The organism is Streptomyces sp. NBC_00435 (assembly GCF_036014235.1).
Classification (GTDB): domain Bacteria; phylum Actinomycetota; class Actinomycetes; order Streptomycetales; family Streptomycetaceae; genus Streptomyces.
The window spans coordinates 5,801,186-5,826,254 of the sequence record NZ_CP107924.1; the positions used below are offsets into that span (position 1 = coordinate 5,801,186).

General features: G+C 69.8%; 22 protein-coding genes, 5 tRNA genes and 1 pseudogene. 17 read left to right on the plus strand and 11 right to left on the minus strand.

The genetic code is table 11. The features are described from left to right. Positions 1-18: 18 nt before the first annotated feature. On the minus strand, positions 19-633 hold the full coding sequence (locus OG389_RS26720; RefSeq protein ID WP_328300989.1) for a YceI family protein: 615 nt from the start codon (positions 631-633) through the stop codon (positions 19-21). Between the two features lie 252 nt (positions 634-885). Between OG389_RS26720 and OG389_RS26725 the strand changes: the two genes are divergently transcribed. Next, complete coding sequence (locus tag OG389_RS26725) at positions 886-2,469, plus strand: acyl-CoA carboxylase subunit beta (protein WP_328300990.1); 1,584 nt, start codon at positions 886-888, stop codon at positions 2,467-2,469. Between the two features lie 23 nt (positions 2,470-2,492). After that, positions 2,493-2,699 carry an acyl-CoA carboxylase subunit epsilon gene (locus tag OG389_RS26730; RefSeq protein ID WP_328300991.1) on the plus strand — a complete coding sequence of 69 codons (207 nt, stop codon included), beginning with the start codon at positions 2,493-2,495 and terminating at the stop codon, positions 2,697-2,699. A gap of 73 nt (positions 2,700-2,772) precedes the next feature. On the opposite strand, the gene OG389_RS26735 is transcribed toward OG389_RS26730, so the two are convergent. From OG389_RS26735 to OG389_RS26770, 8 genes are all read right to left on the minus strand, one after another. Beyond that, positions 2,773-3,357 carry a GTP-binding protein gene (locus OG389_RS26735; protein ID WP_007266770.1) on the minus strand — a complete coding sequence of 195 codons (585 nt, stop codon included), beginning with the start codon at positions 3,355-3,357 and terminating at the stop codon, positions 2,773-2,775. After that, entirely contained in the window at positions 3,338-3,931 is a 594-nt protein-coding gene (locus OG389_RS26740; RefSeq protein ID WP_328300992.1) for a DUF742 domain-containing protein, read from the minus strand. Before OG389_RS26740 ends, OG389_RS26735 begins: the two co-directional genes overlap by 20 nt. Positions 3,932-4,024: 93 nt before the next feature. Further along, entirely contained in the window at positions 4,025-4,438 is a 414-nt protein-coding gene (locus tag OG389_RS26745; protein WP_007266772.1) for a roadblock/LC7 domain-containing protein, read from the minus strand. Positions 4,439-4,448: 10 nt separating this feature from the next. Further along, complete coding sequence (locus OG389_RS26750) at positions 4,449-7,649, minus strand: sensor histidine kinase (protein WP_328300993.1); 3,201 nt, start codon at positions 7,647-7,649, stop codon at positions 4,449-4,451. A gap of 307 nt (positions 7,650-7,956) precedes the next feature. Further along, entirely contained in the window at positions 7,957-8,541 is a 585-nt protein-coding gene (locus OG389_RS26755) for a GTP-binding protein (RefSeq protein ID WP_243337754.1), read from the minus strand. Next, on the minus strand, positions 8,522-8,914 hold the full coding sequence (locus OG389_RS26760) for a DUF742 domain-containing protein (protein WP_328300994.1): 393 nt from the start codon (positions 8,912-8,914) through the stop codon (positions 8,522-8,524). The genes OG389_RS26755 and OG389_RS26760 overlap by 20 nt, the downstream gene beginning before the upstream one ends. 151 nt (positions 8,915-9,065) lie before the next feature. Continuing rightward, positions 9,066-9,479 carry a roadblock/LC7 domain-containing protein gene (locus OG389_RS26765; protein ID WP_008739864.1) on the minus strand — a complete coding sequence of 138 codons (414 nt, stop codon included), beginning with the start codon at positions 9,477-9,479 and terminating at the stop codon, positions 9,066-9,068. A gap of 9 nt (positions 9,480-9,488) precedes the next feature. After that, positions 9,489-13,313 carry a sensor histidine kinase gene (locus OG389_RS26770; protein ID WP_328300995.1) on the minus strand — a complete coding sequence of 1,275 codons (3,825 nt, stop codon included), beginning with the start codon at positions 13,311-13,313 and terminating at the stop codon, positions 9,489-9,491. A 603-nt stretch (positions 13,314-13,916) separates the two neighbouring features. Between OG389_RS26770 and OG389_RS26775 the strand changes: the two genes are divergently transcribed. The 9 genes from OG389_RS26775 (at position 13,917) to OG389_RS26815 (ending at position 17,870) form a co-directional block, all read left to right on the plus strand. Continuing rightward, on the plus strand, positions 13,917-14,102 hold the full coding sequence (locus tag OG389_RS26775; protein ID WP_328300996.1) for a hypothetical protein: 186 nt from the start codon (positions 13,917-13,919) through the stop codon (positions 14,100-14,102). A gap of 105 nt (positions 14,103-14,207) precedes the next feature. Then, complete coding sequence (locus OG389_RS26780; RefSeq protein ID WP_328300997.1) at positions 14,208-14,999, plus strand: fumarylacetoacetate hydrolase family protein; 792 nt, start codon at positions 14,208-14,210, stop codon at positions 14,997-14,999. Next, entirely contained in the window at positions 14,992-16,470 is a 1,479-nt protein-coding gene (gene gltX, locus OG389_RS26785; protein ID WP_328300998.1) for a glutamate--tRNA ligase, read from the plus strand. Before OG389_RS26780 ends, gltX begins: the two co-directional genes overlap by 8 nt. A gap of 89 nt (positions 16,471-16,559) precedes the next feature. Continuing rightward, positions 16,560-17,288, plus strand: a complete 729-nt coding sequence (locus OG389_RS26790; protein WP_328300999.1) for an HAD family hydrolase — start codon at positions 16,560-16,562, stop codon at positions 17,286-17,288. 86 nt (positions 17,289-17,374) lie between these two features. After that, positions 17,375-17,446, plus strand: a tRNA-Gln gene (locus OG389_RS26795). A gap of 26 nt (positions 17,447-17,472) precedes the next feature. Continuing rightward, a tRNA-Glu gene (locus tag OG389_RS26800) sits at positions 17,473-17,545 on the plus strand. A gap of 61 nt (positions 17,546-17,606) precedes the next feature. Further along, positions 17,607-17,679 (plus strand) — tRNA-Glu (locus OG389_RS26805). Between the two features lie 24 nt (positions 17,680-17,703). Continuing rightward, positions 17,704-17,775, plus strand: a tRNA-Gln gene (locus tag OG389_RS26810). A gap of 22 nt (positions 17,776-17,797) precedes the next feature. Further along, a tRNA-Glu gene (locus tag OG389_RS26815) sits at positions 17,798-17,870 on the plus strand. A gap of 151 nt (positions 17,871-18,021) precedes the next feature. Here the strand turns inward: OG389_RS26815 and ndgR are convergent. Beyond that, positions 18,022-18,738 (minus strand): IclR family transcriptional regulator NdgR, encoded by a 717-nt coding sequence (gene ndgR / locus OG389_RS26820; protein ID WP_112450208.1) that lies wholly within the window; start codon positions 18,736-18,738, stop codon positions 18,022-18,024. Positions 18,739-18,922: 184 nt separating this feature from the next. On the opposite strand from ndgR, the gene leuC reads away from it, so the two are divergent. From leuC to OG389_RS26840, 4 genes are all read left to right on the plus strand, one after another. Then, complete coding sequence (gene leuC, locus OG389_RS26825) at positions 18,923-20,347, plus strand: 3-isopropylmalate dehydratase large subunit (RefSeq protein ID WP_328301000.1); 1,425 nt, start codon at positions 18,923-18,925, stop codon at positions 20,345-20,347. Positions 20,348-20,352: 5 nt separating this feature from the next. Beyond that, positions 20,353-20,946: a 3-isopropylmalate dehydratase small subunit gene (gene leuD, locus OG389_RS26830; protein WP_328301001.1), complete on the plus strand. Its 594-nt coding sequence runs from the start codon at positions 20,353-20,355 to the stop codon at positions 20,944-20,946. 137 nt (positions 20,947-21,083) lie between these two features. Further along, positions 21,084-21,311 carry a hypothetical protein gene (locus OG389_RS26835; RefSeq protein ID WP_328301002.1) on the plus strand — a complete coding sequence of 76 codons (228 nt, stop codon included), beginning with the start codon at positions 21,084-21,086 and terminating at the stop codon, positions 21,309-21,311. Between the two features lie 145 nt (positions 21,312-21,456). Continuing rightward, positions 21,457-22,143, plus strand: a complete 687-nt coding sequence (locus OG389_RS26840) for an HU family DNA-binding protein (RefSeq protein ID WP_328301003.1) — start codon at positions 21,457-21,459, stop codon at positions 22,141-22,143. 287 nt (positions 22,144-22,430) lie between these two features. On the opposite strand, the pseudogene cofC reads toward OG389_RS26840, so the two are convergent. Continuing rightward, positions 22,431-23,096: pseudogene (gene cofC / locus OG389_RS26845) on the minus strand (2-phospho-L-lactate guanylyltransferase); the annotation flags it as partial. Between the two features lie 176 nt (positions 23,097-23,272). Here cofC and OG389_RS26850 point away from each other — a divergent pair. Both OG389_RS26850 and OG389_RS26855 read left to right on the plus strand, forming a co-directional pair. Further along, positions 23,273-24,025 carry a lysophospholipid acyltransferase family protein gene (locus tag OG389_RS26850; RefSeq protein WP_328301004.1) on the plus strand — a complete coding sequence of 251 codons (753 nt, stop codon included), beginning with the start codon at positions 23,273-23,275 and terminating at the stop codon, positions 24,023-24,025. Beyond that, a complete protein-coding gene (locus tag OG389_RS26855; RefSeq protein WP_328301005.1) occupies positions 24,022-25,032 on the plus strand; it encodes an NAD(P)H-dependent glycerol-3-phosphate dehydrogenase in 1,011 nt (336 codons plus the stop codon). The genes OG389_RS26850 and OG389_RS26855 overlap by 4 nt, the downstream gene beginning before the upstream one ends. The last annotated feature ends 37 nt before the right edge of the window (positions 25,033-25,069 follow it).

Below are 25,069 nucleotides of genomic sequence, written 5' to 3' on the forward strand. Positions count from 1 at the left end.
GCCCCCGGTCCCGGAGGGTCAGGCCTGCTTGATGGCGGAGATGTCGAAGGTCAGCTTCACCTTGTCGCTGACCATCACGCCACCGGTCTCGAGGGCGGCGTTCCAGGTCAGACCCCAGTCGGAGCGCAGGATCTCGGCGGAGCCCTCGAAGCCGACGCGCTCGTTGCCGTAGGGGTCGGTGGCCGAGCCGCCGAACTCCAGGTCGATGGAGAGCGGGCGGGTGACGTCCTTGATGGTCAGCTCGCCGGAGATCCGGTACTTGTCGCCGCCGAGCTGCTCCGCCGAGGTGGAGCGGAAGGTCATCAGCGGGAAGGTCTCGGCGTCGAAGAAGTCACCCGAGCGCAGGTGACCGTCGCGGTCGCCGATGCCGGTGTCGACGGAGGCGATCTTCACGTCGATGGAGGCGGTGGAACGGGACGGGTCGCCGCCGTCGAGGTGCAGGGTGCCCTCGTGCTCGGCGAAGGAGCCGCGGACGTTGGTGACCATCGCGTGGCGGACGGTGAAGCCGATGCTGCTGTGGGCGGCGTCGATGACGTAGTCACCGGTGAGCGCCGCGAGGGCCGGGTCCACTTCGAGCGTGGCGACGGCGGTGCTGGCGGACGTGTCCTGGCTGCGGCGGTTGAACAGACCCATGGCTTGCTCCTCGGTAGGGTGCCGTTCGGTCCGGCACTCGTTTAACTTTCAACAAGAACGACGCTAGACCCATTCCGTTCAAATTTCAACTTCTTGGCCGGGGTTTGTGGGATGCCCACAAAGGACGAAGGTCCCGACTGGTGGTGTCGGCTGGTCCCTCCGTGGTTCTGTCCGGGCCGGACAGCGGAAGACACCCGACACTGTGTGGATTCGACGGAGGGTTTTCCGGGTCTCAGTTCGTAAGGTCGATACATGACCGTTGTGGACCAGATTCCGAGCGAGCCGACGGACGCCCGAGGGCGCGTGGCCGAGCTGCACGACCTGCGTGAGCAGGCGCGGCGCGGACCGAGTGACCGGGCGACCGAAGCGCAGCACGCCAAGGGCAAGCTCACCGCCCGTGAGCGGATCGCGCTGCTGCTCGACGAAGGTTCCTTCAAGGAGGTCGAGCAGCTGCGTCGTCACCGTGCGACGGGGTTCGGCCTGGAGGCCAAGAAGCCCTACACCGATGGTGTGATCACCGGTTGGGGCACGGTCGAGGGCCGCACGGTCTTCGTCTACGCGCACGACTTCCGGATCTTCGGCGGCGCGCTGGGCGAGGCCCATGCCACGAAGATCCACAAGATCATGGACATGGCCATCGCGGCCGGTGCCCCGCTGGTCTCCCTCAACGACGGCGCCGGCGCCCGTATCCAGGAGGGTGTCTCCGCCCTCGCCGGTTACGGCGGTATCTTCCAGCGCAACACCAGGGCCTCCGGTGTCATCCCGCAGATCAGCGTGATGCTCGGCCCCTGCGCCGGCGGCGCCGCCTACAGCCCCGCCCTCACCGACTTCGTGTTCATGGTCCGTGAGACCTCACAGATGTTCATCACCGGCCCGGACGTGGTCCGCGCGGTGACCGGTGAGGAGATCACCCAGAACGGCCTGGGCGGCGCGGACGTCCACGCCGAAACCTCCGGCGTCGCGCACTTCGCCTACGACGACGAGGAAACCTGCATCTCCGAGGTCCGCTACCTCATCACGATGCTCCCCTCCAACAACCGTGAGAACCCCCCGGTCCACCACAGCGAGGACCCCGCCGACCGCCGCTCGGAGGTCCTGCTCGACCTGGTACCCGCCGACGGCAACCGCCCCTACGACATGCTCAAGGTCATCGAGGAACTCGTCGACGAGGGCGACGTCCTGGAGATCCACGAGCGCTGGGCCCGCAACATCATCTGCGCTCTCGCCCGGATGGACGGCCAGGTCGTCGGTATCGTCGCCAACCAGCCCGGCCACCTCGCCGGAGTCCTGGACATCCACGCCTCCGAGAAAGCGGCCCGGTTCGTCCAGCTCTGCGACGCCTTCAACATCCCGATCATCACCCTCCTGGACGTCCCCGGGTTCCTGCCCGGCGTCGACCAGGAACACGGCGGCATCATCCGCCACGGCGCCAAACTGCTCTACGCGTACTGCAACGCGACGGTCCCGCGGATCTCGCTGATCCTGCGCAAGGCCTACGGCGGCGCCTACATCGTCATGGACTCCCAGTCCATCGGCGCCGACCTCACCTACGCCTGGCCCACCAACGAGATCGCCGTGATGGGCGCCGAAGGCGCGGCCAACGTCATCTTCCGCAAGCAGATCGCGGACGCCGAGGACCCCGAAGCCATGCGCGCACGCATGGTCAAGGAATACAAGGCCGAACTGATGCACCCGTACTACGCGGCCGAACGCGGCCTCGTCGACGACGTCATCGACCCCGCCGAGACCCGCGAGGTCCTCGTCTCCGCCCTCTCCATGCTCCGCAACAAGCACGCCGACCTGCCCTCGCGCAAGCACGGCAACCCGCCCCAGTAGACGTCGAAGGAGAACTGCCACCGATGAGCAACGCCACCGGCACCCTGCTGAAGGTCGAGAAGGGCCACGCCGAGCCCGAGGAGCTGGCCGCGATCACCGCGATCCTGCTCGCCCGTGCCGCCGCCACCCCCGAGGAGGCCTCGGCCGGCGCCGCCGCCCGCACCCAGGCCGGCTGGCGCCGCCTGGAGCGCACCCCCGGCTTCCGCGCGCCGCACAGCTGGCAGGGCTAGTACCCCGAACGGCAAGCGAAAGCCCCCCGCACTCCTCGGAGTGCGGGGGGCTTTCGCGTACGACCGGCAGCGGCTAGCGCAGGCGTGCCATGAGGGCGTGCTCGACGAGCGTGATGAGCGCGCTCTTGGCGTCCGCGCGGTGGCGGGCGTCGGTGGTGATGATGGGGGCGTCCGGGCCGATCTGCAGGGCCTCGCGGACTTCCTCCGGGGTGTAGGGCTGGTGCCCGTCGAAGCCGTTGAGGGCGATGACGAAGGGCAGGCCGCTGTTCTCGAAGTAGTCGACGGCCGGGAAGCAGTCGGCGAGACGCCGCGTGTCGACGAGGACGACGGCCCCGATCGCGCCGCGGACCAGGTCGTCCCACATGAACCAGAAGCGGTCCTGACCGGGGGTACCGAAGAGGTACAGGATCAGGTCCTGGTCCAGGGTGATGCGGCCGAAGTCCATGGCGACCGTGGTGGTCGTCTTGTCGCCGGTGTGGGTCAGGTCGTCGATGCCGGCGGAGGCGCTCGTCATGACGGCTTCGGTGCGCAGCGGGTTGATCTCGGAGACGGCGCCGACGAACGTGGTCTTGCCCACGCCGAAGCCACCCGCCACCACGATCTTCGCGGAGGTGGTGGAGCGAGGAGCCGCTCCGCCGTTAGAGCTTGCGAAGTCCACTGAGCACCCTTTCGAGCAGTGTCACATCTGGCTGGCCACCGGCGGACTCGTCGCCGCCGGGCTGGTGGATGGCTACGAGGCCGGCCTCCGCCAGGTCGGCGACGAGGATCCGGGCGACGCCAAGAGGAATGGAGAGGAGTGCCGAGATCTCCGCGACGGATTTGATCTCCTGGCACAGGAGGCAGATGCGCTGGTGCTCGGGCAGCTGCCCTTGCAGACGCGCGGGATCGGCCGTGGTGCTGACCAGGGCCTCGATGGCGAGCTGGTAGCGCGGCCGGGTCCGGCCGCCGGTCATCGCGTACGGACGCACCAGCGGGTTGTGCGCCTGCGGAGCGTGCGGGCGCGAGGAGCGCGGGTGCTGCTGCGGGGACCGGTAGGGCTGCCCCGGCTGCTGCGGCCGGCTGTACGGCGACTGCGGCTGCTGGTAGGGCTGCCGCTGGTAGGGCTGCCCCGCCGGGTCGTGCTCGGGTGAGGGCCGGTTGCTGGGAGTGGAAGGGAAGTTGAAGCGGTTCTGGTCGTGCCCACCCTGCGGCTGCTGCGCGCCGCCATAAGGATGTCCTCCGGGTGTTGTCACGTCTCCTCCTCCGACTCCAAGTACGCAGTACTCCCTGTGGAACCGCGCCACCGCACCCTATGGTGCGATGGCGCGAAACGCACTGCCTGTCTGCTAGTTGAGCAGGCTTCCCTGCAGTTCGGCGCGCAGGTCCGGAGTGAGGACGGTACCCGCGCGATCCACCAGGAGGGCCATCTCGTAGCCCACGAGGCCGATGTCGCACTCGGGGTGCGCGAGCACCGCGAGAGAGGATCCGTCGGAGACGGACATGAGGAAGAGGAAGCCGCGGTCCATCTCGACCACGGTCTGGTTGACGGCGCCGCCCTCGAAGATGCGGGAGGCCCCAGCGGTCAGCGACGTCAGCCCGGAGGCCACGGCCGCCAGCTGGTCGGCGCGGTCGCGCGGGAATCCGTCCGACATGGCCAGAAGGAGGCCGTCGGCAGACACCACCACCGTGTGGGACACCCCGGGGGTGTTGTCCACGAAGTTGGTGATCAACCAGTTCAGGTTCTGCGCCGCCTGGCTCATCGCGCTCACACTAACGCTCCTGGTCGTAGCTGTTTGACTGCTCGGATCCCGCGTTGCGGCCCTGCTGGACGCCGCGTCGCAGGTTGCTCAACCTGCCACGGATGTCCTCCGGGGCCCGGGAGACCTCGGGGCCTCCCTGCGGCGTCGTCTCCGCAGCGCCCTCGACCAGGTTGGCCTTGGGCACCCGCCGAGGGAGTCCGGAGGGGGTGATCCCGCCGGCCTTCGGCTCACGGAGCTTGGCGGCCTGCTGCCAGCGCTCGTCGTTGTTCGAACGCCAGTCGGCAGGGCCTTCCGTTTCCTCCGGGGCCCGCTCCGGTTCAGCGGGCCGCTGCTGACGCTGCGGCCGCTGTTCGAAGAGGGATCCGGTGGACTCCGCTTCCTGCTGTCCCGGTCGCTGCTGCTGGCCGCCGCGTCGCGGCAGGCCCGCTCCGGTCACTTCGTGGCCGGTGTCGGCAGTGGCGCCCGGACGGTCGAAGCCTACGCGCTCCGTCGCCGGTTCGGGAGCGGCCGGTGATTCCGATTCGGTCCCGTAATCCTGCTGGTAGGAGCCCGGGTAGGTGTTCTGCACGGGCCACTCGGCCTGTGCGGAACGGGAATCGTACCCGGCGTCGTACGTCGGGAGATCCTGTCGCTGATCCGTGTAGTCGGCTTCCGGATAGGCGTACTCCTGCTGGGGGTACGCCTCGTATGCCTGCCCGTCCTGGCGGGATTCGTAACCGAGGTCGTAGCCCTGCGCGGGCTGCTGCTCGTAGCCCTGGTAAGGCTGGTACGCGTGCTCCGGCTGAGGTTCCGGATACTCCGGCGCGGGCTCGCCGTACTGCGGCTGAGCCTGCGGGTAGCCCGTCTGGGCCTCCAGCGCGGCCCGGCGCTCCTCACGGCCCAGGGATCGGCCGACCGGGTCGGCGGCGGGCTCGTCGTAGCCTCCCGGCTGATCGGCCCGGTGGACCTCGTAGCGGGAGTCGTCGAAGCCGAGCTCGGCGGCCGTGCGCAGCGGAGCGGCCGGCTGGGACTGCTGGCGCGGGATCATCGAGGAGACGGTGAAGTCGTCGTCGGGGACGCCCTCGCCACCACCACCGTGGGTGATGACGTCGGGGAGCATGACCAGCGACGTGGTACCGGCGGCCTCGCCCGAGGGGCGCAGCTGGACACGGATGCCGTGCCGGTCGGCCAGCCGGCCGACCACGAACAGGCCCATGCGCTGCGAGATCGCGGCGTCCACGGTCGGCGGATTGGCCAGCTTGTGGTTGATGTCCGCGAAGTCCTCGGCGGTGAGACCGATGCCCTTGTCGTGGATCTCGACCATCACGCGGCCGTCGGGCAGGCGCGTCGCGTTGACGCGGACCTTGGTCTGCGGCGAGGAGAACGTGGTGGCGTTCTCCAGCAGCTCGGCGAGCAGGTGCACGAGGTCGGTCACGGCCTGGCCGTGGATCTCGGCATCGGAGACGCCAGACAGCTCGACGCGCTCGTACTGCTCCACCTCGGAGGAGGCGGCGCGCAGGACGTCGACGAGGGGGACCGGCTGGTCCCAGCGGCGGCCCGGTTCCTCACCCGCGAGGATGAGGAGGTTCTCGCCGTTGCGGCGCATACGGGTGGCCAGGTGGTCCAGGCGGAAGAGGTTCTCCAGCTGGTCCGGGTCGGCCTCGTTGTTCTCCAGCTCGGTGATGAGGCTCAGCTGGCCCTCGATCAGCGACTGGTTGCGCATGGAGAGGTTCGTGAAGATCGCGTTGACGTTGCCCCGCAGGAGGGCCTGCTCGGCGGCGAGCCGGACGGCCTCCCGGTGGACCTGGTCGAAGGCGCGGGCGACCTCGCCGATCTCGTCCTGGGAGTCGATCGGGATCGGTACCACGCGGGTGTCGACCTTGCCCGGGTCGGTCCGCGACAGCTGGTCGACGAGCGCCGGCAGGCGCTGCTCGGCGACGTCGAAGGCGGCGTTGCGCAGACGGCGCATCGCACGGCCCATCTGGCGCGCCATCATGCCGGCCAGAATGAAGGCGGCGAGCAGGGCCACGACCACGATGGCGCCGGTGATGATGGCGGCGTTGCGGGCCTCGTCGGAGACGACGACGGTGTCCTTGGCGGCCTTGTCGAGGACTTCCTTCTCGATCTCGGCGTAACCGTCGAACTTGGCGGTGGCCGCGGCCTGCCAGGCCTGCGGGGTGGTGCCGCCCAGGGCGAGCTTGGCGGGCTTCTCGCCGCTGGCTATCGCCTCGGTCATCCCGGTGAGCGCGGAGTCGTTGACGACGGGAGGCGCCCGGAAGACGGTGCCGGCCTGCTCTGCCTGCTGCTTGGCGGCGGCGAGCTTGGCGGCGCCCTCCTGGGACTTCTTGCCCATGACGTCCTTGAGACGCGCGGTGTCCTCGTCGGTGCCTGCGGCGACGTACTCGCCGATGGCGATCTCTTCGAGGTACGCGTACGAGGAGAAGGCGACCAGCTGGGCCTTGCGGACGTCCTCGTTGTCGTTCGGCCGGACCAGCAGGTGCGTGCCCACCGAGCGCTGCAGCGAGTTCGCGGCCTTGGCCAGCTCGAGCGCGTAGACCATGCGGCCGTACGAGGTCACGTTGCCGGTGCCGAGCCCCAGCTCGTTGGAGAACTGCATGAGGTAGTGCTGGACCAGCACATAGCCCTCTTCGGTCGGAATCGGGCCCATCGCCTTGGGGAGGGCCTTCTTCGGCGTCTCCAGCTGAGCGAGGTAGGCCGTCTTGCGGACCTGCTCCAGCTTGGGCTCCTCCTGACGGAAGAGCTCCAGGCGGCGCTCCATGCCCTGCCCCTCGGGCAGGTCCTTCGCGGCTTCGGCGAACTTCGCCTTGGCCGCGTCGGTGGCGGCGTACGCCTTCATGACGGGATCGGCGTCCCGCTGGCCCCTGAGCAGCGGCTCGGCCGTCAGGTCGCGCTCGTTGAGCAGCGCCTGGCCGTACTCGGCCGCTGCCTGGACGATGCGGGCCGTCTTCTCGGCGTCCTTGGCCTCGTTCCAGGTGTCGATGGAGCCCTTCACCTGGAAGCCGCCCATCACCAGTCCGACGAGGACCGGGACGAGCAGGATGGCGTTCAGACGCGTCGGTACACGCCAGTTGCGGGGCGAGAACCTGCTGGTGCTGCCGCCACCCGTGGACGGGTCCACGGGTACGTCGACGGGTGACGCGGCCGCGCGTGGCGGTGGGGTGAAGTTGCCGCGCGCGGGTTCATTCGCGGGGCTCGAGTTGCTTCGCGTCACTCGACCAACAACCTCTCGGCGGTGCTACTAGCTAGTTCGATGAATTCCAGCACGGTTAACGGCCGTGTTCCAAACAGTTGAAATCGGCCATTCCTAGAGCCTTATGCCCCACATAAATCGGACATAAAGAGCTTCCAGCGGCAAAAAAGGGGCCGGTTGTGAGCGCAGCGAGACCGGACGAACGCACCGTGTCGCCAACTACCGGCAATTCTCTGTCGAAACGTTATGAACGAAGAGGGCGGGCCGTGTCCTATGACACAACCCGCCCCCCAAAACCAGCCGGTGGATCTCTCGGTGCGTGGAGCCCTTACTTGAGCCGTGCCATGAGGGCGTGCTCGACGAGCGTGATGAGCGCGCTCTTGGCGTCCGCGCGGTGGCGGGCGTCGGTGGTGATGATGGGGGCGTCCGGGCCGATCTGCAGGGCCTCGCGGACTTCCTCCGGGGTGTAGGGCTGGTGCCCCTCGAAGCCGTTGAGCGCCACGACGAACGGCAGGCCGCTGTTCTCGAAGTAGTCGACGGCCGGGAAGCAGTCGGCCAGGCGCCGCGTGTCGACCAGGACGATCGCCCCGATCGCGCCGCGGACCAGGTCGTCCCACATGAACCAGAAGCGGTCCTGACCGGGGGTACCGAAGAGGTACAGGATCAGGTCCTGGTCCAGGGTGATGCGGCCGAAGTCCATGGCGACCGTGGTGGTCGTCTTGTCCCCGGTGTGGGTCAGATCGTCGATGCCCGCGCTCGCGGACGTCATGACGGCCTCGGTGCGCAGCGGGTTGATCTCGGAGACGGCGCCGACGAACGTGGTCTTGCCCACGCCGAAGCCACCCGCCACCACGATCTTCGCGGAGGTGGTGGAGCGAGGAGCCGCTCCGCCGTTAGAGCTTGCGAAGTCCACTGAGAACCCTCTCGAGCAGCGTGACATCCGGCGTTCCGCCGGCCTCTCCATTGCCCGGCTGGTGGATGGCCACCATGCCGGCCTCCGCCAGGTCGGCGACGAGGATCCGGGCGACGCCGAGCGGCATGTTCAGCAGTGCGGAGACCTCCGCGACCGACTTGACCTCACGGCAGAGGGTGCAGATGCGCTGGTGCTCCGGGAGCAGCCCGGAGAGGTGCATCGGATCGGCCGTGGTGCTGACCAGTGCCTCGATGGCGAGCTGGTAGCGCGGTCGGGTCCGGCCGCCGGTCATCGCGTAAGGACGCACCAGCGGCTGGTCGCCATCCGAGTACGAGTCTCCGTACTGATCGGAATAGGCGGGGGGCGGGGTCATTGATCCTCCGGGCTGGACAGCAATGGTCAGCGTGCCGTCTGACGGGGCGGCCGGTGGGGGGACGGTATGACGGCCTGATGGCGGTACTGGGTTCCGGGGCCGGGGCCCCGGTCCCCCGGCCGGAAGTACCGTCCGGCCGGGAGGGCGGCAGTCAGATGAGCAGGCTTCCCTGCAGTTCCGCGCGCAGGTCCGGGGTGAGGACGCTGCCGGCCCGGTCCACGAGGAGGGCCATCTCGTAGCCCACGAGGCCGATGTCGCACTCGGGGTGCGCCAGTACGGCCAGCGAGGATCCGTCGGAGACGGACATGAGGAAGAGGAATCCCCGGTCCATCTCGACCACGGTCTGGTTGACGGCGCCACCCTCGAAGATGCGGGAAGCACCTGCGGTCAGCGAGGTCAGCCCGGAGGCCACCGCGGCGAGCTGGTCGGCCCGGTCGCGGGGGAAGCCTTCGGACATCGCAAGAAGGAGGCCGTCGGCGGAGACCACCACGGTGTGGGACACCCCGGGGGTGTTGTCCACGAAGTTGGTGATCAACCAGTTCAGGTTCTGTGCCGCCTGGCTCATCGAACTCAACTATCGCTCCTGCTGGTAAGTGGGGTCGACGTGGTGGCTGCCGGTGGCCGGTCCGGTGGTGCCGGCCTGCCGTCCCTGCTGGATACCGCGCCGGAGGTTGGTGAGACGGCCGCGGACGTCGTCCGGAGCTCGCGATACCTGGGGGCCGGCCTGTGCTTCGGCCTGCTGCTGCGCGGTGCCGGCCACGAGGTTCGCCCGCGGGACCCGGCGGGGCAGACCCGATGTGGTGATGCCGCCGGCGGCGGGCTGGCGCACGCGCTCCGCCTGCCGCCCCAGCTCGTCGTTCGGCGAGGAACGCCAGCTGACGGTCGGCACCGCACCGGTCTGCGTCAGGGGGGACTCGGCCGGGACGGGCGCCGCTACCGGGGCCTGCTCCTGGCCGCGCTGCGGCAGCTGGGGCTGCTGCTGGCGCTGCGGGCTGGCCGGCTGAGGCTGCTGGGGTACGACAGCGGCCGGTGCCTGCGCGGGGGGCTGGGCGCCCTCCTGGCGGAACCAGTTCGACTCCAGCGTGTCGAATATCGGGCTGCGGCCCTCAGCGGTACCCGGACCGGCGGGGGGCAGTGCCTCGGGCCGGGGAGCCTGCGGCAGCCGCGGGGCCTCGGCCCGAGCGGGCGGTACGGGGGAGAAGCCGCTCTGGGGCTGCGGGGCCTGACCGGGCTGGACGTAGCCGCCGACACCGGGGCCGCCGGGCCGCTGGGCGTGGAAGTCCGGGCGGGCGAACGGGCCGGTGGGGGCCGGGTCGCCGAACTCCGGGAGGGCGAACTGGCCCGTGGAGCCGGGGTCGCCGAACTCCGGGAGGGCGAACTGGCCGGTGGGGGCCGGGTCGCCGAACTCGGGGCGGGCGAACTGGCCCGTGGAGCTGCTGTCGAGGAGCCCGCCGGGGTTGCCGCCGGCCTGCGGGGCCGGGGCGTTGAAGTCGGGGCGGGGGAACTCCGAGGTGGATCCGGGGCCCGACAGCTCGTCGTGGCCGCGCGGTACGTCGTGCCCGCGCTGGCCGGAGCCCCAGCTGGTGCTCTGCGGCATCGCGGCGGGGCCGCCACCCGCACCCGGGAGCTCCGGGCGGGGCGCGCCGCCGCGCGGCGGCAGCTGCGGCCGGGTGCCGCGCGAGGCCGGGGCCCCGGGGGCTCCGCCCTGCTGCGGTGCGGGCTGAGGCGCCTGCTGCGGTGCGGGCTGCGGTGCCTGCTGAGGCGCCGGCTGCGGAGGCTGCGGACGCTCGAAGCCGTTGCCCTGCGGGAAGCCGCCCGACGCCGTGGGGGCGCCGACGGGGCGGGCCTGCGGGCCGCCGAAGCCGCCGGGGCCGGAGACCGGACCGCGGCCCGGCAGCGGCGCACCCGAGCCGAAGGTGCTCTGGGTCTGGCCACCGGGGCCGCCCTGCTGGGGTCGGCCGCCCTGCGGGCCGGGGCCCTGGGGCTGACCGCCGGGGCCGCCGTCGCGGCCCGGCAGGGCCGCGCGCTGGCCGGCGGCGGAAACCTGGCCGCGCTGCGGGGCCGCGCCTACGGGGGGACGTGCGCCCGCACCGGGCACGGAGGCCTGGGCGCCGGGACCGCCCTGACCGGGGCCGCCGGGAGCACCCGGACCACCCTGGCCGGGCATCGGAGCCGGCTTCTTGCCGCCCTGGGCCACGTCCACCGGAAGCATGACGAGGGCCGTCGTACCGCCCGAGTCGGAGGGGCGCAGCTGGATGCGGATGCCGTGTCGCAGGGACAGGCGGCCGACCACGAACAGGCCCATGCGGCGGGAGACGGAGACGTCCACGGTCGGCGGCGAGGCGAGCCGCTCGTTGATCGCGGCCAGGTCCTCCGGGGAGAGGCCGATGCCGGTGTCGTGGATCTCGACGAGCACACGGCCGTCGGGCAGCGCGTGACCGGTGACCTTGACCTTGGTCTGCGGGGAGGAGAACGAGGTGGCGTTCTCCAGCAGCTCGGCGAGGAGGTGCACGAGGTCGTTGACGACGCGGCCGGCCACGTCGGTGCCGGGCACCGACGAGAGTTCGATGCGCTCGTACTGCTCCACCTCGGACGCGGCGGCGCGGAGCACGTCGACGAGCGGGACGGGACGGGTCCACCGGCGGCCCGGCTCCTCGCCCGCGAGGACGAGGAGGTTTTCGCCGTTACGGCGCATGCGGGTCGCGAGGTGGTCGAGCTTGAAGAGCGAGGACAGCTGGTCCGGGTCGGCCTCGCGCGACTCCAGCTCGGAGATGAGCGAGAGCTGGCGCTGGATGAGGCCCTGCGAACGGCGCGAGAGGTTGGTGAACATCGCGTTGACGTTGCCTCGCAGGAGGGCCTGCTCGGCGGCGAGGCGGACGGCCTCGCGGTGCACGTCGTCGAAGGCCGCGGCGACCTGGCCGATCTCGTCGCGGGTGTGCAGACCGACGGACTCCACCGTCGTGTCCACGTCCTGCGGGTCCGACTCGGAGAGCTGCTTGACGAGCTCGGGCAGCCGGTCCTGGGCGACGCGGGTCGCGGTGTCCTGGAGGCGGCGCAGCGAGCGGATCATCGAGCGGGCCATGACGAAGGCGCCGACGAGGGAGACACCGAGGACGAGGAGGATCAGCGCACCGTTGATGATGGCGTCGCGCTGGGACTCGTTCTTGAGCTCGCGGGCCTTCTGCTCCATGTCCTCGAGCAGGGTGAGCTCGATGACCTTCATGGCCTGGAGCTTGGTGTCGTCCGCGTCGTACCAGTCCATCCAGGAGCGGTTCTTCTCCTTGGCGAACTGGTCCTTGGTGTTCAGGACGCGGCGGGCGTAGTGGTCGGCGGTGCCGATCTCCTGGTTGCCGTCGCCGAGCACCGAGAGGAGCTCTTCCGGCTTGCCCTGGTAGACGAGCTCGAAGGTCTTCTTCGACTGCTCCTCGCCGCGCTGCGCGGAGAGGGCGTACAGCCGGTCGTTCTCGGAGAGGACGCCGCCCTTGGCGGGGTCCTCGGGGAGCGCGGCAGCGATGATCGCGCGCTGGATCGAGGCGTACTCCTTGGCGGAGGAGAACGCCGCCAGGGCACGGGTGCGCTTGATCATCTCGGGGTTCGAGGTGGCCTGGGCCATGTCCTGCGAGAGCGAGAGCAGCGAGACGATCAGCGCGTTGTACTCGGTGACGGTCTGCTGGGCGCCGTTCTGGTACGCCTTCTTGCGGATTTCCTCGAGGTTGGTGAGCCCGCGGCCGATCTGCAGGATGTTGTTGCGGATCGACTTGAGCGTCTCGTCCTTGTCCTCCGCGTTGTCGACCTTGTCGGTCGCGGCGGCGAAGGCGCGGGCGGCGGAGTCGGTCTGGTCGCGGACGCCCTGGACGAGGCTGTTGGGCTTGTTGGGGTCGCTGGACTGCCTGGCGACGGACAGCGGGCCGGCGGAGTTGTCACGCTCGGCCTGCAGCATGGCGGCCAGGTTGGTGGCCTGGCGGGTCATCGTCGTCAGCAGCTGCATGTGCTCGAGCTGCGAGATGTCGTTGAGCGAGTCGTTGATGCGGAAACCACCGAGCGTGGTGGCGGCGACGACCGGCAGGGTCAGCAGCGACACCAGTCGCGTGCTGATGCGCCAGTTCTGCATGGCCAGACGGGAACCGGACCCACTGGGGGCCTTGGGTATCGCCGTGTCGCGGCTGCCCGACTCGTCAGTGGCCTTGGCCGTGCCCTTGGGCTTGGCGCGGCCCTTGGCCTTCACCGCGGCGGAGGCATCGGGGCCCGCGCCCTCGACAGCCGGCCCGCGGTTCTGGGCGTGCTGGGGCGAGGAGCCACGGTCGGTCCCGCTGCGCGGGTCCTGCTCAGGCGCGGCGTCCCCACGGCCCTGACGGGCCTGGGGAGACCCCTTGTCATCCCTCTTGATTCGTCCCTGCACTAGCGTCGCAACCTCTGGACCAGGCGTCCCGCCGGGCGACCGGTAGGACGGTGTCGAGTCTTGGGGCGGAGCGCCCCAGGGTGGTCGTCGGTGACCGGCGCGTCTCCCTCTCCGTTGCCGCCGCGCTCGGCGCTGTCTCGCGCCACCTGCGCGCCGGCTGATTCCCGCGGCGGTCCAGCGAATTCCAGCACAGAGGCGGATCTCCAACAAGGTGCGAGTCTCCGCCCGGAGAGTCGGTCACGGCTGGTGACGTGCGCACTACCCGTCGTGGGTGTCAATTCGCATGGAATCGGACTTACGCCGCCCAAACCCCGTACCTGGCAGGCTGCCCCAGTCGCGATGATCGGCAGCGGAATGACGCATTCAGTGGCGTAATGTCCGTTTTTTTGGGTGGGATTGGCTGCCCGTAATGCCTGGAATGCCCCGTCCCGGGTGAGCAAACTCACATAGCTGTGGCCATTACTTCCCGGTTCTGCGGGGGATTCAGATGTTTAGCCTTGAGCTTTACATGCTTGCCGCACGCGACAAGTGGCACTCCGCAGGCATCCCGGGCGGCACCCGCCGCCACCATCCGACCCAACGAGCCGAGGGCCCCGCACTCCGATGAAGACGACGATGATGTTCCGCAACATAGCCAACCCGCGCCGCACCACCCTCATGCACCTCAAGGACGCCGAGGAGCTGCAGGCCGTGCCGGCCCCGGAGCACACCGTCGAGCTGCCGGCCCAGACCGCGAACCCGCGCCGCACCATCCTCATGGACGCCCCGGTCGGCGCCGCCGCGGAGTAAGCGGGGGTGTCCGGCGAAAAGCCGCGCGAAGCGTCGGCCCCACCGCGTTAGCCTGGAGTCCGCAGACTCCAGCCAGCGGAAACACAAGAGGGGCAGACGCAACACGTGCGCATCGCCAGGTTCTCCATCGACGGCAATGTCGCGTTCGGCGCGGTCGAGGGCAACACTGCCCTCGCGGCGTCCGAAGGTGAGCTCGTCCTCGACATCATCAAGGGCATCCCGTTCGCGGACTTCGAGCTCTCCGGCACGAAGGTCCCGCTGAACAAGGTCCGGCTGCTGCCGCCCGTGCTCCCGAACAAGGTCGTGGCCATCGGCCGCAACTACGCGGAGCACGCGGCGGAGCTGGGCAACGAGGTCCCCGACGCACCGATCACCTTCTTCAAGCCATCCACCTCGGTGGTCGGCCCCGGCGACCCGATCGCCTACCCGTCCTTCTCCCAGGACCTGCACCACGAGGCGGAGCTCGCCGTGGTCATCGGCCGCATGTGCCGCGAGGTCCCGCGCGAGCGCGTCAAGGACGTCATCCTCGGCTACACCTGCGCCAACGACGTCACCGCGCGCGACGTCCAGCAGCGAGAGAAGCAGTGGGCCCGGGCCAAGGGCTTCGACAGCTCCTGCCCCCTCGGCCCCTGGATCGAGACCGATCTGGACCCGAGCGACCTGACCATCCAGTGCACCGTCAACGGCGAACAGCGCCAGCTCGGCCGCACCAGCCAGATGGTCCGCTCCATCGAGGACCTGATCGTGCACATCACCGAGGCCATGACGCTGCTCCCGGGCGACGTCATCCTCACGGGGACCCCGGCCGGAGTCGGCCCCCTCAACGTCGGCGACGAGGTCGCCGTCACCATCGAAGGCATCGGCACTCTCACCAACAAGGTGATCAAGCGTGGCTAACGCGACCCCCCGCGTACGTTTCTGTCCGTCCCCGACCGGCAACCCCCACGTGGGCCTGGTCCGCACCGCCCTCTTCAACTGGGCGTTCGCCCGCCACCACGGCGGTACGTTCGTCTTCCGCATCGAGGACACCGACGCGGCCCGCGACTCCGAGGAGTCCTACGGCCAGCTGCTCGACTCGCTGCGCTGGCTCGGATTCACCTGGGACGAGGGCCCCGAGGTCGGCGGCCCGCACGCCCCGTACCGCCAGTCCGAGCGCATGGACATCTACAAGGACGTCGCGCGCAAGCTCCAGGACGGCGGCTACGCCTACCACTGCTACTGCACCACCGAGGAGCTCGACGCCCGCCGCGACGCCGCCCGCGCCGCCGGCAAGCCCTCCGGCTACGACGGCCAGTGCCGCGACCTCTCCGCCGAGCGGAAGGCCGCGTACGAGGCCGAGGGCCGCAGCTCGATCGTCCGCTTCCGGATGCCCGACGAGACGATCACCTTCACGGACCTGGTCCGCGGCGAGCTGTCCTTCAGCCCGGACAACGTGCCGGACTTCGGCATCGTCCGGGCCAACGGCGCCCCGCTGTACACGCTCGTCAACCCGGTCGACGACGCGCTGATGGAGATCACCCACGTCCTGCGCGGCGAGGACCTGCTGTCCTCCACCCCGCGCCAGATCGCGCTCTACGGGGCCCTGATCGAGCTCGGCATCGCCAAGTCGGTGCCGGCCTTCGGCCACCTGCCGTACGTGATGGGCGAGGGCAACAAGAAGCTCTCCAAGCGCGACCCCGAGGCCTCGCTCAACCTGTACCGCGAGCGCGGCTTCCTCCCCGAGGGCCTGCTGAACTACCTCTCGCTGCTGGGCTGGTCCTTCTCCAAGGACCAGGACATCTTCTCGATCGAGGAGATGGTGGAGAAGTTCGACATCCCGGACGTCAACGCCAACCCGGCGCGCTTCGACCTCAAGAAGGCCGAGTCGATCAACGGCGACCACATCCGCCTGCTCGACCCCAAGGCCTTCGCGGACGCCTGCGCCCCGTGGCTCCGGGCCCCGCACGCCAACTGGGCGCCCGAGGACTTCGACGCCGCGGCCTGGGAGCGCATCGCCCCGCACGCCCAGACCCGCGTCACGGTCCTGTCCGACATCACGGCCAACGTCGACTTCCTGTTCCTGAAGGAGCCGGTGGAGGACCGGGCCTCGTGGGACAAGGCGATGAAGGGTGAGCCGGCGGCCCTCCTCACCACCGCCCGCGAGAACCTGGCCGCGGCCGACTGGTCGGACCCGGAGTCCCTCAAGCAGGCCGTCCTGACCGCCGGCGAGGCCCACGGCCTCAAGCTCGGCAAGGCCCAGGCCCCGGTCCGCGTCGCCGTCACCGGCCGCACGATCGGCCTCCCGCTCTTCGAGTCCCTGGAGATCCTGGGCAAGGAGCGGTCCCTGTCCCGCATCGACGCGACCCTGGCGAAGCTCGCCGCCGCGTAAGGCCGCGCGAGCAGGACCCGTACGTCCCCCGGGGGCGGTGGCCGTAAAGGGGCTGCCGCCCCCGGGGCGTCGCGGCGTAGGGTCGGCCCATGGCGATTCGCGCGGTCCTGTGGGACATCGACGACACCCTGTTCGACTACACGGGGGCGGACCGGGCCGGGCTCGCGGCACATCTGGCCGACGAGGGGATCGCGGAGCGGTACGGGGCTGCGGGCGAGGCGCTCGCGCTGTGGCGGCGGATCACCGACCGGCACTGGGAGCGCTTCGCCGCCGGGGAAGGCACCTTCCAGGGGCAGCGCCGGGACCGGGTGCGCGAGTTCCTCGGGGAGCCGGCGTTGAACGACGCGCAGGCCGACGACTGGTTCGGGCGGTACGTCGAGCACTACACGGCCGCCTGGGAGCTGTTCCCCGATGTGGTGCCCGTACTGGACGTCCTCGCGGCCGGCTACCGGCACGGCGTGCTCTCCAACTCCTCCGTCGCCAACCAGGACCCCAAGCTGCGCAGCCTCGGCCTGCGCGACCGCTTCGAGGTCCTGGTGTGCGCGGTGGAGCTGGGCGTCAGCAAGCCCGAGGCCGGCGCTTTCCTCGCGGCGTGCGACGAGATGGGGCTGGAGCCGGGGGAAGTGGTCTACGTGGGCGACCAGCCTGAGATCGACGCGCGCGGCGCCCGTGACGCGGGGCTGACGGCGGTCTGGCTCGACCGCGACGGCCGGCGCGGGCCGGGGCCCGACGGTGTGCACCGGATCGCCGGGCTCGAACGGCTCCCGGAGGTGCTGGCCGGGGATACCCGTTTTGGAGCACGGTCAGGCATCCGGTAATGTTCTTTCTGCGCCGCCCGAGCGGGCCGAAAGGCCGGGCCGGAGGCGCTAACCGAACGAAAGCCCCTCAGGGTCTTGAGTTTTGGTGGGCTATAGTGTAATTGGCAACACGAGGGTTTCTGGTTCCCTTATTCTAGGTTCGAGTCCTGGTAGCCCAGCGCAGTGCAGTAGTGACGCAGTGCTTGCCCCCGTTGTGTAGCGGCCTAGCACGCCGCCCTCTCAAGGCGGTAGCGCCGGTTCGAATCCGGTCGGGGGTACAGATCCTTCCCGCGAGATCTCCAGGGTCGCACCCGGATGTTTTGATGCAGGATCGCTAGGGCCCCCGTTGTGTAGCGGCCTAGCACGCCGCCCTCTCAAGGCGGTAGCGCCGGTTCGAATCCGGTCGGGGGTACGGTGTCTAGTTGGTCTAGACCTTTGGGCTATAGTGTAATTGGCAACACGAGAGTTTCTGGTTCTCTTATTCTAGGTTCGAGTCCTGGTAGCCCAGCGCAGCACCGCAGTAACAGCTAGCCCCCGTTGTGTAGCGGCCTAGCACGCCGCCCTCTCAAGGCGGTAGCGCCGGTTCGAATCCGGTCGGGGGTACGCACAGAAGAGGCCCTCCGCGTTCATCGCGGAGGGCCTCTTCGTCGTTTCCGGGCCCGCAACGCAAGTGTGGGCCCGGAGGCGCGCGTTCGGACGTGTGCGGCGTCGTGCGCGCCCCCGGGCCCGGGGGAGTGGTGGGAGGTCGGAAACGTCAGCTGGAGCGGCGCAGGGCCTCCGTCAGCCGGGCGGCCGCGTCGATGACGGCCTGGGCGTGCATGCGCCCCGGGTGCCGGGTCAGGCGCTCGATCGGCCCGGAGACCGATACGGAGGCCACCACGCGGTTCGACGGGCCGCGCACCGGTGCCGATACGGAGGCCACGCCGGGCTCCCGCTCGCCGATCGACTGCGCCCAGCCGCGACGCCGTACGCCCGAGAGCGCCGTCGCCGTGAAGCGCGCGCCCTGCAGGCCGCGGTGGAGCCGCTCGGGCTCCTCCCAGGCCATCAGGATCTGCGCGGCCGAGCCGGCCTTCATCGGAAGTGTGGAGCCCACCGGGACGGTGTCCCGCAGGCCCGACAGCCGCTCGGCGGCCGCCACGCAGATGCGCATGTCGCCCTGACGTCGGTAGAGCTGCGCGCTCTCTCCCGTCACGTCCCGGAGGTGGGTGAGCACCGGTCCGGCCGTGGCCAGCAGGCGGTCCTCGCCGGCCGCGGCGGCGAGCTCCGCCAGCCGCGGTCCGAGGATGAACCGGCCCTGCATGTCCCTCGCCACCATCCGGTGGTGTTCCAGTGCCACGGCAAGGCGATGTGCCGTGGGTCGTGCGAGCCCTGTCGCCGCGACCAGCCCGGCGAGGGTGGCCGGACCGGACTCCAGTGCGCTCAATACCAGAGCTGCCTTGTCGAGAACGCCGACGCCGCTAGAGTTGTCCATGAAACGATATTCGCGTCTCACACTGTGAAACGCAAGTTCAATTTTTCCAAGAACCAGCGAGTCTGTATGTGCGGGTCCACGAACCACTGGGTCCGAGCCGTCGTCCGAGACGTGGGGTACGGGCGATCAGGCGCACAAGTTCTCTATCAAGCGCCGGCACAACCGGCCGGCCGGAGGGAAAGCGATGGGTAGGACACTCGCGGAGAAGGTCTGGGACGACCATGTCGTCAGGCGCGCCGAAGGTGAGCCCGACCTCCTCTTCATTGATCTGCACCTGCTGCACGAGGTGACCAGCCCGCAGGCCTTCGAGGGTCTGCGCCAGGCCGGCCGCAAGGTCCGACGCCTCGACCTCACCATCGCGACCGAGGACCACAACACCCCCACGATCGACATCGACAAGCCGATCGCGGACCCGGTCTCCCGGGCCCAGCTGGAGACGCTGCGCAAGAACTGCGCCGAGTTCGGCGTACGCCTGCACTCGCTGGGCGATGTCGAGCAGGGCGTCGTCCACGTCGTGGGACCGCAGCTGGGTCTGACCCAGCCGGGCACCACGGTGGTCTGCGGCGACTCGCACACTTCCACGCACGGCGCCTTCGGTGCGCTGGCCTTCGGCATCGGCACCAGCCAGGTCGAGCACGTGCTGGCGACCCAGACGCTGCCGCTGGCCCGCCCCAAGACGATGGCGATCACCGTCACCGGCGCGCTGGCCGACGGCGTCACCGCCAAGGACCTGATCCTGGCGATCATCGCCAAGATCGGCACCGGCGGCGGCCAGGGCTACATCCTGGAGTACCGCGGCGAGGCCATCGAGCAGCTGTCGATGGAAGCCCGCATGACCATCTGCAACATGTCGATCGAGGCCGGCGCCCGCGCGGGCATGATCGCCCCCGACCGGACCACCTTCGACTACCTGGAGGGCCGCGACCACGCCCCGACGGGCGAGGACTGGGACGCGGCGGTCGCGTACTGGAAGACCCTGCGCACGGACGACGACGCCGTCTTCGACGCCGAGGTCGTCATCGACGGCACCACGCTGTCGCCGTTCGTCACCTGGGGCACCAACCCGGGCCAGGGCGCGCCGCTGTCGGCCAACGTCCCCGACCCGGCTTCGTACGAGGACGCTTCGGAGCGCCACGCCGCCGAAAAGGCCCTGGAGTACATGGGGTTGACCGCCGGACAGCCGCTGCGCGACATCAAGGTCGACACCGTCTTCGTAGGTTCCTGCACCAACGGCCGCATCGAGGACCTGCGCGCCGTCGCCGGGATCGTCGAGGGCCGCAAAGTCGCGGACGGCGTAAGGATGCTGGTCGTGCCGGGCTCGGTGCGCGTCGCGCTCCAGGCCGTGTCCGAGGGCCTGGACAAGGTGTTCAAGGAGGCCGGCGCCGAATGGCGGCACGCGGGCTGTTCGATGTGCCTGGGCATGAACCCGGACCAGTTGGCGCCCGGTGAGCGCTCCGCGTCCACCTCCAACCGCAACTTCGAGGGCCGGCAGGGCAAGGGCGGGCGCACCCACCTGGTCTCCCCGCAGGTGGCCGCCGCCACCGCGGTACTGGGCCATCTGGCCTCGCCCGCCGACCTGTCCGACGCCACCGCGACCGCCGGAGTCTGAGAACGATGGAAGCCTTCACCACCCACACCGGCCGGGCCGTCCCGCTGCGCCGCAGCAACGTCGACACCGACCAGATCATCCCGGCCCACTGGCTGAAGAAGATCACCCGCGACGGTTTCGAGGACGGGCTCTTCGAGGCCTGGCGCAAGGACCCGGAGTTCATCACGAACCGTCCCGAGCGCGAGGGGGCGACCGTACTGGTCGCCGGCCCCGACTTCGGTACCGGTTCCTCGCGCGAGCACGCCGTATGGGCCCTGCAGAACTTCGGCTTCAAGACGGTCATCTCCTCCCGCTTCGCCGACATCTTCCGCGGCAACTCGCTGAAGAACGGTCTGCTGACCGTCGTCCTGCCGCAGGAGACCGTCGAGCGGCTGTGGAAGCTGACCGAGGCCGACCCCACCGCCGAGATCACGGTCGACCTGGTCGACCGCCAGGTCCGAGCCGAAGGCGTCGTTGCGGAGTTCGAGCTCGACGACAACGCCCGCTGGAGGCTGCTGGAGGGGCTGGACGACATCTCGCTCACCCTTCAGAACGAAGGGGACATCGCGACCTACGAAAGCGTCCGACCCACCTTCAAGCCGCGCACGATTCAGGCGTGATTCCAGCCTGATCAGCGCTTATTCGCCTTCGGGTGATCACATAGGCAACACTGTGCCCCCTGTCTTCCGGCAGGGGGCACAGTCGTGTGTTGAGGCCCCGTGAGGCGACAACTCGCCCCAGATGGCACAATCTGTGCATGGAACGCGACAGTCAACTTGAGCTCTACGGACTTGTCGGGGACCGATTGAAAGAAGCACACACACGGGTTCGCTCACTGCAAGTCCCGGAGGGCGTAAGGATGGCGCTGACCCGGAAGCTGTTGGTCGTCACCGCCGCGGCGAAGCATGATCTCGCCGATGCGGCAGTGCGCCTGGACAGGTTGATGAAGGACCTCGACGAGGGTCGATTCCCTGAAGGCGACTGATGCGAAGGAACTCCGTAACGGCCTACAACGTTGCGGCACTAGGGTGATAAGCCCGTTTCGTGTTTGATTTGCGGTATATATCCGCCTAACGTGCGAAATAAGCTTGAACACATTCGTTCTGGCGAAGTCTCCGAAGGGGAAGACGTTGAACAAGGCGCAGCTCGTAGAAGCGATTGCCGACAAGCTGGGCGGCCGTCAGCAGGCCGCGGACGCTGTCGACGCGGTACTGGACGCCATCGTCCGCGCGACCGTCGCGGGCGACCGGGTCTCGGTCACGGGCTTCGGCTCGTTCGAGAAGGTGGACCGCCCGGCCCGCTACGCCCGCAACCCGCAGACGGGTGAGCGCGTCCGGGTCAAGAAGACCTCGGTTCCCCGGTTCCGTGCGGGTCAGGGCTTCAAGGACCTGGTCAGCGGCACCAAGAAGCTGCCCAAGGGTGGCGAGGTGTCGGTGAAGAAGGCGCCCAAGGGCAGCCTCACGGGTGGGTCCTCCGCCGCCTCCGCGACGGTGAAGAAGGCCGTCGCGAAGAAGGCCACCACCGCCAAGAAGGCCGCGGCCGCCGCCAAGACCACGGTAGCCAAGAAGACCACGGCCAAGAAGGTCACGGCCACCGCCAAGAAGGCGGTCGCCAAGACCGCCGTGGCGAAGAAGGCCGCGCCCGCGGCCAAGAAGGCCACGGTCAAGAAGGCTGCGGCGACGGCGAAGAAGACCACCGCCACCGCGAAGAAGACTGCCCCGGCGGCCAAGAAGACCACCGCCGCGACGAAGGCGCCCGCCAAGAAGACGGCGACGCGCAAGGTCACCGCGAAGAAGACCACCGCCCGCAAGAAGTAGGGCGCCGGTCACACACGCCGGGCCGGCTTCCCCACCGTGGGGAAGCCGGCCCGCGGTGCGTTCGCGCTTTCCCCTCGGGGTCAGAAGGTCTGCAGCGTGACCAGGGTGATCCGCAGGGCCGGGCCCTCGCCGTCCGTCTCGATCCGGACCCGCTGCCCCGGGCGCAGCAGCCGCAGGCCGCCCGCGTCGAACGCCGGGGCCTCGAAGGGCACTGGGGTGCCGTCGTCCAGCAGCACACTGCCGCTGCGGGTCTGGGAGTCGTACGTGTACGCGGTCGCCTGCATACGGGCACTGTATAGGGCCGTATGGCGCCCCACTCCGAGGGCGAGGGCGGTGCGCAGATCCGCCGCCGTGTCCACGTCCCGGCGGACGCTGTCGACGCCGGCGAGGGTCATTTCCACCGCGCCCGAGGCCGAATGCCGGGCCCGTGAGGGGCCGCCGAAGGAGGGGGCCAATTCCACGTCCGGAGCAGCGGAAAGCAAGGTCGTCCCGATTCCCGCCGCATCCGCCAGAAATGCCCGGGGAAATACCGAAGCCGTTTCGAGCACGCGTAGCAATTCGGGCGCCCGCAGTGCGGGCAGATCCGCGTTCATCGCGGCCACCGCCGCCCCCGGCCGGCCCGCCCGCACCGCCCGCGCCCCATGGGCGAGCGCCGCGTTGAGCCCGGCGGCGGGGGAGTCCCGCACGATCCGTGCCCCCAGCCGCGCCAGTTCCACCCCGGCCGCCGCGTCGTCCGTGACGACCACCACATCCGCGACGGCCGCGCAGGCCAGCGCCCCCGCGACGGTGTCCAGGGCGAAGGCCAGGGCCAGCCCCGGCCGGGACCCGCCCACGGCCACCGCGAGGCGGCTCTTGGCCACCGCCAAGGGCTTCAGCGGGACGACCAGACTCCAGACGGCGTTCGTGACGGACCCCTTCCCTCCGGCCCGCGCTTCCGCGGCCGTTTGGGCCATGTGCGGGTCATGACCTGGTCATGCGTGGGCCCATTGTCCCCTCAGGCCGGGCGACCCGGGGCCTGGTCGGGGTGCGCGGGGCGTACGGTGTTCTCGACAGAGACCGGACCCGGGGCGACACTTGTCCGGCCCCGGGGCGCCCAAGCCGCGCACCGGTCCTAGAGGAAGGTGTCCGAGTGTCCCGCCGCAGAATCGGCTTCTGGTACCGCCTTGCGGCGGCCATCGCGAAACCGCCGCTGACAGTGTTCTTCAAGCGGGACTGGCGGGGAATGGAGCACATTCCGGCCGAGGGCGGATTTATCACCGCCGTCAATCACAACTCGTATCTGGACCCGTTGTCCTACGCGCACTTCCAGTACAACACCGGCCGGGTGCCCCGATTGCTCGGCAAGGCGGCCCTCTTCCAGGTCCCCATTGTCGGCGCGATCCTGCGGGGCTCCGGCCAGATCCCCGTCTACCGGGAATCCACCAACGCCCTGGACGCATTCCGGGCCGCCGTGGACGCGATCGAGCGCGGTGAATGCGTGGCCTTTTACCCGGAAGGCACCCTCACCCGGGACCCCGACATGTGGCCGATGGCCGGCAAGACCGGTGCGGCCCGCGTGGCACTGATCACCAGGGCCCCGGTCATTCCGGTGGCCCAGTGGGGCGCGCATCTCGCGATGCCGCCCTACGCCAAGGAGAACAAGGTCAGCCTGTTCCCGCGCAAAACCCTCCAGGTCCTCGCCGGACCGCCCGTGGACCTCTCCGAGTACTACGACCGGGAACCCACCCCGGCGGTGCTCAAGGAGGTCACCGAAGTCATCATGGCGGCCATCACCGCGCTGCTGGAGGAACTGCGGGGCGAGAGTGCGCCCGCGCAGCCGTACGACCATCGCAAGGCCAGGGCGGAACAGCGGCGCAAGGCCGCGGGGGAGGGCAACAAGTGACACGTCCCGTGAAGGCAGCCGTATTCGGAACCGGCTCCTGGGGCACGGCCTTCGCCATGGTGCTCGCCGACGCCGGCTGCGAGGTGGTCCTGTGGGGCCGCCGCCAGGAGCTGGCCGACGCCATCAACACCGGCCGGACCAACCCGGACTACCTGCCCGGTGTGGAACTGCCCGCGAACATCCGGGCCACCACCGACCCCGCAGACGCCGCCCGCGACGCCGACTTCACGGTCCTCGCCGTCCCCTCCCAGACCCTGCGCGCCAACCTCGCCGAATGGGCCCCGCTGCTGGCCCCCGACACGGTGCTCGTCTCCCTGATGAAGGGCGTCGAACTCGGCACCGCCAAGCGGATGAGCGAGGTCATCGAAGAGGTGGCCAAGGTCCCCGCCGCCCGGGTCGCCGTCGTCACCGGCCCCAACCTGGCCCGCGAGATCGCCGCCCGGCAGCCCGCCGCCTCCGTGGTCGCCTGTGTCGACGAGGCCGCCGCCCAGCGCCTCCAGGCCGCCTGCCACACCCCGTACTTCCGCCCGTACACGAGCACCGACGTCATCGGCTGCGAGCTCGGCGGCGCCGTCAAGAACGTCATCGGCCTCGCCGTCGGCATCGCGGACGGCATGGGCCTCGGTGACAACACCAAGGGTTCGCTCATCACCCGCGGACTCGCCGAAGCCACCCGGCTGGGCCTGGCGATGGGCGCCGACCCGCTCACCTTCTCCGGCCTCGCGGGCCTCGGCGACCTCGTCGCCACCTGCTCCTCGCCGCTCTCCCGGAACCACACCTTCGGCACCAACCTCGGCCGCGGGATGACCCTGGAGGAGACCATCGCGGTCACCAAGCAGACCGCCGAGGGCGTCAAGTCCTGCCAGTCCGTGGCCGATCTGGCCCGCCGCCACGGAGTCGACATGCCGATCACCGACACCGTCGTCGACATCGTCCACCACGGCAAGCCGACCCTGGTCGCACTCAAGGAACTCATGGGGCGCAGCGCCAAACCGGAACGGCGCTGACTGCTTTCCGGACGTGTGAGCGGGTACCCTCGTGGCG

Excerpts from the sequence above, each read along its gene's own strand:
- OG389_RS26720 (WP_328300989.1), bottom strand. The coding sequence starts at position 633 with ATGGGTCTGTTCAACCGCCGCAGCCAGGACACGTCCGCCAGCACCGCC.
- OG389_RS26725 (WP_328300990.1), top strand. The coding sequence starts at position 886 with ATGACCGTTGTGGACCAGATTCCGAGCGAGCCGACGGACGCCCGAGGG.
- OG389_RS26730 (WP_328300991.1), top strand. The coding sequence starts at position 2,493 with ATGAGCAACGCCACCGGCACCCTGCTGAAGGTCGAGAAGGGCCACGCC.
- OG389_RS26745 (WP_007266772.1), bottom strand. The coding sequence starts at position 4,438 with ATGAGCCAGGCGGCGCAGAACCTGAACTGGTTGATCACCAACTTCGTG.
- OG389_RS26760 (WP_328300994.1), bottom strand. The coding sequence starts at position 8,914 with ATGACCCCGCCCCCCGCCTATTCCGATCAGTACGGAGACTCGTACTCG.
- OG389_RS26765 (WP_008739864.1), bottom strand. The coding sequence starts at position 9,479 with ATGAGCCAGGCGGCACAGAACCTGAACTGGTTGATCACCAACTTCGTG.
- OG389_RS26775 (WP_328300996.1), top strand. The coding sequence starts at position 13,917 with ATGAAGACGACGATGATGTTCCGCAACATAGCCAACCCGCGCCGCACC.
- OG389_RS26790 (WP_328300999.1), top strand. The coding sequence starts at position 16,560 with ATGGCGATTCGCGCGGTCCTGTGGGACATCGACGACACCCTGTTCGAC.
- ndgR (WP_112450208.1), bottom strand. The coding sequence starts at position 18,738 with ATGGACAACTCTAGCGGCGTCGGCGTTCTCGACAAGGCAGCTCTGGTA.
- leuC (WP_328301000.1), top strand. The coding sequence starts at position 18,923 with ATGGGTAGGACACTCGCGGAGAAGGTCTGGGACGACCATGTCGTCAGG.
- leuD (WP_328301001.1), top strand. The coding sequence starts at position 20,353 with ATGGAAGCCTTCACCACCCACACCGGCCGGGCCGTCCCGCTGCGCCGC.
- OG389_RS26835 (WP_328301002.1), top strand. The coding sequence starts at position 21,084 with ATGGAACGCGACAGTCAACTTGAGCTCTACGGACTTGTCGGGGACCGA.